Annotated in this window: 9 protein-coding genes and 1 pseudogene; 3 read left to right on the forward strand and 7 right to left on the reverse strand. The window is 56.4% G+C overall.

The genetic code is table 11. The features are described from left to right. Positions 1-63 precede the first annotated feature (63 nt). A complete protein-coding gene (locus tag ASD32_RS21415) occupies positions 64-327 on the forward strand; it encodes a hypothetical protein (RefSeq protein ID WP_156383284.1) in 264 nt (87 codons plus the stop codon). Positions 328-445: 118 nt separating this feature from the next. Here ASD32_RS21415 and ASD32_RS21420 read toward each other — a convergent pair whose 3' ends face one another. Beyond that, positions 446-883: a DUF1810 domain-containing protein gene (locus tag ASD32_RS21420; protein WP_060640088.1), complete on the reverse strand. Its 438-nt coding sequence runs from the start codon at positions 881-883 to the stop codon at positions 446-448. Positions 884-1,227: 344 nt separating this feature from the next. Between ASD32_RS21420 and ASD32_RS21430 the strand changes: the two genes are divergently transcribed. Next, positions 1,228-1,443: a DUF3072 domain-containing protein gene (locus ASD32_RS21430; protein ID WP_060640097.1), complete on the forward strand. Its 216-nt coding sequence runs from the start codon at positions 1,228-1,230 to the stop codon at positions 1,441-1,443. Between the two features lie 179 nt (positions 1,444-1,622). Here the strand turns inward: ASD32_RS21430 and ASD32_RS21435 are convergent, their stop codons facing one another. The 6 genes and pseudogenes from ASD32_RS21435 to ASD32_RS30750 all read right to left on the reverse strand — a co-directional run. After that, positions 1,623-2,414 carry an SDR family NAD(P)-dependent oxidoreductase gene (locus tag ASD32_RS21435; RefSeq protein WP_060640090.1) on the reverse strand — a complete coding sequence of 264 codons (792 nt, stop codon included), beginning with the start codon at positions 2,412-2,414 and terminating at the stop codon, positions 1,623-1,625. Positions 2,415-2,427: 13 nt separating this feature from the next. Next, positions 2,428-3,597: a zinc-dependent alcohol dehydrogenase gene (locus ASD32_RS21440; protein ID WP_060640091.1), complete on the reverse strand. Its 1,170-nt coding sequence runs from the start codon at positions 3,595-3,597 to the stop codon at positions 2,428-2,430. 104 nt (positions 3,598-3,701) lie between these two features. Continuing rightward, positions 3,702-4,250, reverse strand: coding sequence for a DUF4142 domain-containing protein (locus ASD32_RS21445; RefSeq protein ID WP_060640092.1), 549 nt, complete (start codon positions 4,248-4,250; stop codon positions 3,702-3,704). A 22-nt stretch (positions 4,251-4,272) separates the two neighbouring features. Next, entirely contained in the window at positions 4,273-5,322 is a 1,050-nt protein-coding gene (locus ASD32_RS21450) for an alpha/beta hydrolase (protein ID WP_082546866.1), read from the reverse strand. Between the two features lie 38 nt (positions 5,323-5,360). Then, on the reverse strand, positions 5,361-7,106 hold the full coding sequence (locus tag ASD32_RS21455) for a YbhB/YbcL family Raf kinase inhibitor-like protein (RefSeq protein WP_210171114.1): 1,746 nt from the start codon (positions 7,104-7,106) through the stop codon (positions 5,361-5,363). A 156-nt stretch (positions 7,107-7,262) separates the two neighbouring features. Continuing rightward, positions 7,263-7,500: pseudogene (locus ASD32_RS30750) on the reverse strand (hypothetical protein); the annotation flags it as partial. A 66-nt stretch (positions 7,501-7,566) separates the two neighbouring features. On the opposite strand from ASD32_RS30750, the gene ASD32_RS30105 reads away from it, so the two are divergent. Continuing rightward, positions 7,567-7,902, forward strand: coding sequence for a DUF2934 domain-containing protein (locus ASD32_RS30105; RefSeq protein WP_082546867.1), 336 nt, complete (start codon positions 7,567-7,569; stop codon positions 7,900-7,902). Positions 7,903-8,694 lie beyond the last annotated feature (792 nt).

Genomic DNA, 8,694 nt, shown 5'->3' on the forward strand with positions numbered 1-8,694 from the left:
ATGAATTCACCGGCGGCCTGTTTAAAGGCGCAGCCCGCTCCATAAAAAAGAGGACCCGACACAATGCCTCCAATGCAATCAATCCACCGCCCAGACGGCGATCCGACACTGGATAATGCTGTCGAAGCCATTCGGCCATCGTTTGACGATCTCGTTTCACTCGCCAACGTCCGCGTCGAGGCTGCGGCTGGGCCAGACATGCCGGAAGTATTTGTTGCGCTCGCTCGCAGGGCGGAAAGCATGGGGTGGACGTTGGACGTCGCAGAAGAGGCAATCCGTAAATTAGCGCATGAGCTTCTCGGCGCACGCGGTGCATTTCTCGATTAAACTTGGATCGACGTTTTGGAGGACGGTTGCCAGTCTATTTCTTCCCTGTAAAACATGAGGAAAGTCTGGATGAAGGTCTTAGCAGCAGCTCATGTCGCAAGACGCATTGGGTCGGTCGTCATGGTGAGTTGTGTTTCGCTAGGAGTTTCAAGGTCCGCGCGTCCGCATTCCCGTCAAAATAGCGCTCGATCGCTGTCCGGAACGGTTGTGGGTCGTTGGCCGTCTCCTGAAACAGCGTCATCGACGAATGTAATTTTAGATCGTCGGGAGAGCCGAAAATCTCGTTGGCTGTGCGATTGTGCACGGTGTTAATCGTGGTGGTGCACTTGAGAATACGATCACCGAGCAATGGGTGGGCAAGGTAAGCATGGGCCTCGTCGAGCCCGGAAATTGCAAACCGGTGCGCAGTTGGAGAGTGGCCGAGGCCAGCAAGCTGGGGGAAGATGAAACACATCCAGTGGCTTCGTTTACGGCCCTGCTTCAGCTCTCCAAGCGCAGTGTCATACACGGGACCCTGCGCCTCGATGAAGCGTAAGAGGTTATAGGGGTCGCTCATATGATGCACTCCAATTCAGGAAAGCCGTGCTTCGGTCCGTCTCCAGATTTAACTATGTCTGATTTGAAAACTAAAGGCGCCTTAACTTCTGAAGCGATCACGGAATCGGGGAACGTTTCAGCGAATTCGGCTCGTTTGTATGATTTGAAAGCGGTCATCTCGAAAATACACTCTCGGCTACGTTGGCTGGCGCGAAAATCGCCGGATCTCGTAGTGGGCGGCCTCGTTCTAACGATGACGAACACCGCGGAGGACGAGTTTTCGTTTTGACTCCATAAACTGTTGCCCAGGCACCGGGAACAACGACGGTGATTGGAACGTTTGCTGAAATTCAGGAGATCATTATGACTGACAACCCGAAAACCGACACATCGTCCAACACGCAGAAAGACCCGGATGAGTGGGTCAGCGGAAATGAGCCGATGACCGGTGCACAGCGCTCATATCTGAAAACTCTATCAGAGCAGGCCCACCAGCCTGAGGTTTACGCCGATGACTTAAGCAAGGCTGAAGCTTCCAAACGCATTGACGAGTTCAAAAAATCGCTCGAATTGGAATGATGTGCTGCCGTTCACTAATGAGATGAGCTTCTGACACTGCGGCACGATCGACATCGAAAAATTCGTGCCGCGTGGCAGCATCGAATTGATCTATATCGGAACATCGTGCTACCTCACCGCAAACGACAAAATCGGCGACAAAGCTTTCGCTTTGAGCCGCAGACCCGTCGGCTTGTCACTTAGTCGTTAACGCTACTAAGGGCTGCCATCTTGGCATGCTGCTCGGCAAGAATATTGGCTGGTGTCACGTTCGCCATCACCGATTGGAGCTTGGTCTTCCAGCCTGCCACGACGTAACCCTCGTCGTTCATAAGAGCTTTGAACCCGGCCTTCGCGACGTCAGCCGGATCGTCCTCTGCTTGGCCGACCTCCGTATCGAGCATGTCGGCGCGCTCGAAAAACTTGGTCTGTGTCGGACCTGGCATGAGGCATGTGACCGTGACGCCTGTGTCCTTGAGTTCGTAACGGAGGGCGAACGAGAACGAATTCAAAAACGCCTTCGTACCGTTGTAGATGGCTTGGTAGATCCCGGGAATAAACCCTGCGATCGATCCTGTGACCAGGATTTTGCCATGGCCCCGCGACCGCATCTGATTTGCGATCGTATGAATGAGCGATACCGTGCCGATCACGTTGGTGTTGACGACATATAGGGCTTCATCGAGATCCTGATCGAGGAACCCCTTTCCGAGCCCCCGTCCCGCGTTGGCAAGCAAGAGGTCGACGGGTTGGCCATTATCGGCGACGAACCGTGCGAAGTCCCTCGCGCCCTCCGTGGTGGAAAGATCGACCCGCATTGCGTCAACGGTCACGCCAATCGACCGCAGGATATCGGCCGCCACATCGATCTGGTCTTCGTCCGCGGCGATGATGAGGTCATAGCCCTCGCCAGCCGCTATTTTGGCCAGTTCGAGACCGATTCCAGACGACGCACCGGTGACCACCGCGAGTTTGTTGGAAGCTTCTGGCATGTCGTCGCTCTTGTTATGGTTTAAGAACGACTTTCACGCAGCGGTCCTTCTTTTCGAGGAAAGTCTTGTAGAGTTCTGGGCCGTCTTCCAGGCTTCCCGTATGGGTGATGATGAAGGAGGGATCGATCTCGCCCTTCTGGATACGCTCCATCAACAGTGGCAGGTAATGCTGGACCGGGGTCTGGGCCATCTTGAAGGTCAGGCCACGATTGATCGCGGAACCCATCGGAATTTTGTCCAGAAAACCGCCGTAGACGCCGACGATGGAAACCGTGCCGAAATTCCGGCAGCAATGAATGGCTTGCCTGAGAACGTGCGGTCGGTCAGTGCCCATGAATGTCGCGACCTTGATGCGGTCGAGCCGCGCGTCCCAGCTTGCAGAAGGATCGGATTCCGTGCCGACGGCGTCGATGCAGGCATCTGCCCCGCGACCGTTGGTCAGTTCCATGATCCTGTCGTAGATATCCTTATCCATGTAATCGAGAGTGATCGCGCCGGATTTCTCGGCAAGCGCAAGGCGTTCGGGAACCGTATCGATGGCGATCACGCGTTCCGCGCCAAGGATGAAAGCCGACTTGATCGCCATCTGGCCCACAGGACCGCATCCCCAGATGGCGATTGTGTCACCAGGCTGGATGTTGCAGAAATCGGCGGCCATGTAGCCTGTCGGGAAAATGTCCGAAAGAAACAATACCTGCTCGTCGGACAGGCCGTCTGGTACCTTGATCGGGCCGACATCAGCGTAAGGGACACGGAGGTACTCGGCCTGGCCGCCGCTGTAGCCACCGAGCAGATGTGTGTAGCCAAACAGGCCCGCAGGCGAGTTGCCCCACATTTTCTTGACCTTTTCAGGCTTTGGATTGGACCGCTCGCAACCTGAGAAGTAGCCGCGTTTGCAGAAGAAGCATTCGCCGCAGGCGATGGTGAATGGAACGACCACCCGGTCGCCGACCCTGAGCTTCTTGTTGTCCCTGCCGACCTCGACGACCTCCCCCATGGTCTCGTGGCCCATAATGTCGCCACTGTGCATGTCCGGCATCACGCCGTTGTAGAGGTGCAGGTCCGATCCGCAGATAGCGCAGGCCGTTACCTTGATGATGGCATCGCGTCCGTCCTCGATCACCGGGTCAGGAACGCTATCGCAGCGGATGTCGTGCTTGCCGTGCCAGGTCAGTGCTTTCATCGGGTGCTCCTCAAACTCTAAAAAAGAAAAGACTGCTTGAACCGCTAGCTCTCGGTGTTGCGAACTCCATGTTCGGCTCGATCACGCGAGGGACCGAATCAAGATTACGGCTGCTCGGCAATCAGCATCTTCACGTGTCCGAGGTGGGTCTCCAGGCTGGGAAGTGTTTCCTTGGCAAAGCCGACCAAGGACTGGTCGTCCCCTGAACCGGCATAGGTCCGGAACAGACCGACCGCCTCCATATGAGCCTGCGCCTGAATGTCGAGATAGAGCATGTCAAAGTCTTTTCCCCTCGCCGCCTGAAGCTGGTCGAGCATCTTCTGGTGCTTAGGTGCGAGCTTCACAGGCTCGGCAGGCGCACTATCCTTGGCTTCGAGCGTCGCTTTGAGCTTGTCACCAGCTTTCCGGTGATCGGCAATGATCATGTCGGCCGCCGATTTGATTCCGGCTTGATCGGCGTTCTGTTTGGCAAGCTCGCTGGAGCGGATCTCGAACTCGTTAGCGCTCGTAACGGTCTTGACGAAGGTCGGCTTGTCCATAGCCATCATCGGAGCGGCGTCTCCGGCGGGCTTCGGTTTCATCTCCTGCGCCATCAGGGGCTGGACGGTAAGCGCCACGGAAAACGCTACAACGGAGAGGTTTGAAAATTTCATCGATGCGCTCCTTGGCGGGTGATCACTTGCTTTTGGCGAAGGCTTTGGCGAGATCGGCATTGGCGGCGTCGACAGCCATTTTGGCCGTGTCGAGTACCTTGGCCATGCCGAAGAATTCATGCGTGACGCCATCGACGTTGATGAGGTTCACCGCCACGCCCGCTGCCTTCATCTTGTCGGCATAGGCCTGGCCCTCGGAACGCAAGGGGTCGATCTGTGCTGTGACCACGGTTGCACCCGGTAGCCCGCTCAGATCACTTCTGCCGACGAGGTTGATCCTTGGGTCCGATGTCTGTTTCTTGGATTTGAAGACATTCGCCACGAACCATTCCATGTCCGCTTTGCCCAGTGGCGCGGCGTTGGCGTTTTCCTGGTAGGATGGCGTGTTCATGTCGTTGCCGGCAATCGGATACACCAGAAGCTGGTGAACCGGCATGGTCGTTTTCTTCTCTTTCGCTATCAGCGCCACGTTGGCCGCAAGATTGGCACCAGCGCTCTCGCCCGCAACCGCGATCCGGCTTGCGTCACCGTTCAGTGTGTGAATGTTTTCGACAGTCCATGTATAGGCCGCCCATGCATCGTCGTGCTGCGCCGGGAACTTGCTTTCCGGCGCATGGTGATAGTCGGCCGATACTACGATTGCCTTGGCGCCAAGCGCAAGAGCACGTGGCGTCGCGTCATAGGTGTTGATGTCTGCGACCACCCAGCCGCCGCCGTGGAAATAGAGCACGACCGGGAAAGGTCCCTTACCTTCCGGGATATAGACCCGTGCCGGCAGCGCTCCGGCGGCAGTGGGAATAGCGATATCTTTGGTCGCCACCTTCGCCTCGGGCAAAGGCGAGATCTTCTTGTCACGCTGCACGGTGCGCGCAGCATCGGCAGCGCTCGCTTGCGTGCGGGCGTCCGGGACACTCAAAGTGTGCAGCGGCTTGGCATCGAGGGCCTTCATGGCATCGAGCACAACCTGCATCTGCGGATCTGGCTGAGCTTGTTGAGCTTGGACACCTGCTACAGAAGACAGGAGAACAACGGCGAGGCCCGCGGCCCGAAGTTTCGTCTTGATCTTGAGCATGGGTTTTCCTTGCAAAGGCATGATTGGGGAGGAGCCGGTTACTGCTTCGGCGACTCGATCTTTTGCTGATAGAGGCCAACCAGCTCGCCCTTGGCAATCACATGCCCGGAAGCGGCAGCGAGAAACGCATCACGGTCGGACGTTGGTGGGATGTCCAGCATCTGGTCCAATGCCAGGATCTGGAAATGATAATGGTGCGCGGGATCCCCTACCGGAGGCTTCGGTCCGAAATATCCATGGGTCCCGGAGCTGTTGCGACCCTGCAGGACGCCTTCGGGCTCGACAAGACGCAACTGCTCCTGGAGACCCTCTGGAAGGCTGGTCACAGTCCCGGGGATATTCCACGCGACCCAGTGCACGAACGGCTTGATCGGCTTGGAGTCCGGATCTTCCATGACAATCGCGTAGGACACGGCGCCCGGGACCGCGTTCCAGCGCAATGCTGGCGATACACCGTCAGCATATTCGCTTTGCTTCATGGGAATGGCGCCGTTCGTAGCAAAGTCGCTCGACGATACATTGAGGGCACGCTTGGCATCCGTCTCAGGCCGATCCTTGGCAAGCGGGACACCGACGCCCCTTGCAGCCTGCGCTTCCATGACGCCTGCAGGCGCCGCCTTCTGCTCCGTCACCTTCTGGGCGGTCCCTGTATAAGCGACGCGATAGATCACGCCATTTGTATCATCCGCCATCAGCAGTGATCCGTCCTTGGCGACAGCAAGGCCGACCGGACGGGCAAAATGCGTCTTGCCGCCATCGGTCAGGAAACCGGTGAGAAACGGCTCGATCGATTTCGGCTGACCGTTTTCGAAACGGATACGAACAATTTCGTAACCTGACGCCGGATTGCGGTTCCAGGAGCCGCGCATCGTGGCAAAGGCGTCGCCTGCATATTCGGCAGGGAATGACGTACCGCTATAGAAATTCATCTGCATGGGGGCGGCGTGCGCGGTGTAACCCAGCACCATCGGCACGCTCTGGTCACGCCACTGCTGCTTCGTCAGTCCCCCGACAGGCGTTGACTGCGGATAAATATCACCCTTGCCATAGACATGTGGCCAGCCGTACTGCTTGCCCTGTTCGAGTTTGTTGAGCTCTTCCAGCTGTACTTCGTCGCCGAGAAGATCGATGCCATGATCGAGACCCCATAGTTCCCCAGTCTGGCGGTTCCAGTCGAACCCAATCGTGTTGCGCAGCCCGGATGCGAAGATCGTGCGACTTTTACCGTCGGGCGTGGCGCGCAGGACAGTGGCGTTCTCGGCATTGCTTTCGTTGCATGCATTGCAGGTCGAACCGACGCTGATATAGAGCATGCCGTCGGGACCAAATGCCATGACCCGGTTCGGATGCTGTCCAGAGTCCGGAAGGTCGCCGATGATCATCTCGAGCGGTCCGAGTGTACCGTCCTGCTTGATGTCAGCGACAAACACTTCTTTCACGGTGACGAGATAGAGCTTGTTGTCCTTGATCGCCAGACCATGAGCCTGGGCACGGGAGACGACCTGCATTGGTGCCTTGTCGGCCTTGCCGTCGCCGTCCTCATCCTTCAGCAACAGGACGTCGCCTTCCTCGCGGCGGCTGACATAGACGAAGCCTTGATCCGAGACGGCTATGATGCGGCTGTTGCCAAGTCCTTGCGCAAACGGCTCGACAGAAAACCCTTCCGGCACCTTCAGCTGACTAATCCGGTCGCTCGTCGCGGGCAGCTTATTCGGTTTGAAGACGTTGGTGGTGATCTGGACTTCCGTACCGTCGCCCTGTTGAGCCGAAGCTTGGGGGGACATTGACAATATAACCGCGATGGCAGCAGAGCCGAGAAGTCCAGTTTTCATAAAAATTGCCTCCGTTAACTAAAGCGCGAAACCTTCCCGCACATCATTTGTTCCAGTTCAGGCACTCAACGGAGGGCAATTTCTGAATCATGATCATGCACGTGATCCTCAGCCTACAGCCATCTCGATTGCGCTTACTCTTAGCCCGAATACTGAGTTCCTCAGCCAGCCAGCAAGGTGGGCAGTGTTGCGTGCGAGTATAGAGACCATCGCCTCGACTTCTTCTGGCGTCTCGTCGAGATCGACGAAATACCAAGAGCCCATTGCTTTGCCCACCTGATAAAGCGACCGCGTTGGCGTGATTTGTGAAGCCAACGTCATTGAGCGCCTGGAATAACTGAGCAGAGAAAAGTTCGGAACTTTCGTCTGCTTTTTCAACTTCGTGACTAGAAATCATGGAAGGGAGCAAGTCATGACAGACCGTGCAAGTTTAATCAAAGAACGAGCCTATTCACTGTGGGAAACTGAAGGAAGCCCGGACGGTCGCCATGAGGATCATTGGGCTCAGGCCGAACGCGAGATTGACAGGGCCAACACTGGATCTTATGCGACAGACACTCCACGCCCACCTGAAATGGATTTAGAACCGATTCCCATGTCCGACCAAGTCGGCTCTGGTGAAGGGAAAGCCGTACCGCCGGCGCGAACAGGCCAAACTGCAAACATAAAAGGTCCCGTAGAAGGCGCAGGTCCTGATAACCCGGTTCATCATACGGGTCAGCAGCCTCTCGATCCGCTGACAAAGTGAGCGGTTTCTTTGTTAAAATTGTTTGTTAGCATGTCAATGAATGAGCCCTGGACGGTAGATCTCCACTTGCATACCTCAGTCGGGGACTGCGGTGTTTGTTTGGCGTCACCTGAACGTTAAAGCACGACTTAAAAGAGGGAGTTTGCATTTCTGGCGGCCTTGATGGCTTCGGACGCGCCTACTCTGCCGAATGGATTCTCACACAGTGGCAAAGCATGCCCCAGTTAAGCGCGTGCAGATATGAGCTAGCGTGTCGCTGCGGGTCAGTGTTTTCGTCGGATTCGGCACGGGCTGTTCATCGGGAAGCCAATCGGGCTCAGGCGCCTTGACGGGCACCGATGGCGGATCTCCGATGACTGGTACTTGATCTGCGCCGGGAACCGGCATGACTGGGGGAATGCTCATACGGTGTTCTCCTGAGCTCTAACACTAGGAAACCGACCACGGCCCACGTGCGTCCCCTGAGGTGAGCAAGCCCCTACCAGTCGATGGCGGATTTAGATCGCTATGGAACCAAGTACTTGGCGCCGCGTTCTCTTTTCTGTCTACACAGGGAGGAACCCGTCATGAATCGCATCGTGTATATTGTTGGTTTGGTGGTCATCGTTATCGCAGTGCTCTCGTTCTTCGGCCTGCGTTGATCAACGGCAAAATCCGGCTATTTCATTCTCGCAGCTAAAGCTGCGGCATTTTTTTGACTGTGATTGCCGAAGGTAGTCTGTCGGTCAACTAGGCCGCGCACTCATAAATCGGGTTTGCAAATCGGTTTGATTTTGATTCATTGAAGCCTTG

This window comes from Rhizobium sp. Root483D2 (genome assembly GCF_001426685.1).
Lineage (GTDB): Bacteria > Pseudomonadota > Alphaproteobacteria > Rhizobiales > Rhizobiaceae > Pararhizobium > Pararhizobium qamdonense.

Excerpts from the sequence above, each read along its gene's own strand:
- ASD32_RS21415 (WP_156383284.1), top strand. The coding sequence starts at position 64 with ATGCCTCCAATGCAATCAATCCACCGCCCAGACGGCGATCCGACACTG.
- ASD32_RS21420 (WP_060640088.1), bottom strand. The coding sequence starts at position 883 with ATGAGCGACCCCTATAACCTCTTACGCTTCATCGAGGCGCAGGGTCCC.
- ASD32_RS21430 (WP_060640097.1), top strand. The coding sequence starts at position 1,228 with ATGACTGACAACCCGAAAACCGACACATCGTCCAACACGCAGAAAGAC.
- ASD32_RS21435 (WP_060640090.1), bottom strand. The coding sequence starts at position 2,414 with ATGCCAGAAGCTTCCAACAAACTCGCGGTGGTCACCGGTGCGTCGTCT.
- ASD32_RS21440 (WP_060640091.1), bottom strand. The coding sequence starts at position 3,597 with ATGAAAGCACTGACCTGGCACGGCAAGCACGACATCCGCTGCGATAGC.
- ASD32_RS21445 (WP_060640092.1), bottom strand. The coding sequence starts at position 4,250 with ATGAAATTTTCAAACCTCTCCGTTGTAGCGTTTTCCGTGGCGCTTACC.
- ASD32_RS21450 (WP_082546866.1), bottom strand. The coding sequence starts at position 5,322 with ATGCTCAAGATCAAGACGAAACTTCGGGCCGCGGGCCTCGCCGTTGTT.
- ASD32_RS21455 (WP_210171114.1), bottom strand. The coding sequence starts at position 7,106 with ATGTCCCCCCAAGCTTCGGCTCAACAGGGCGACGGTACGGAAGTCCAG.
- ASD32_RS30105 (WP_082546867.1), top strand. The coding sequence starts at position 7,567 with ATGACAGACCGTGCAAGTTTAATCAAAGAACGAGCCTATTCACTGTGG.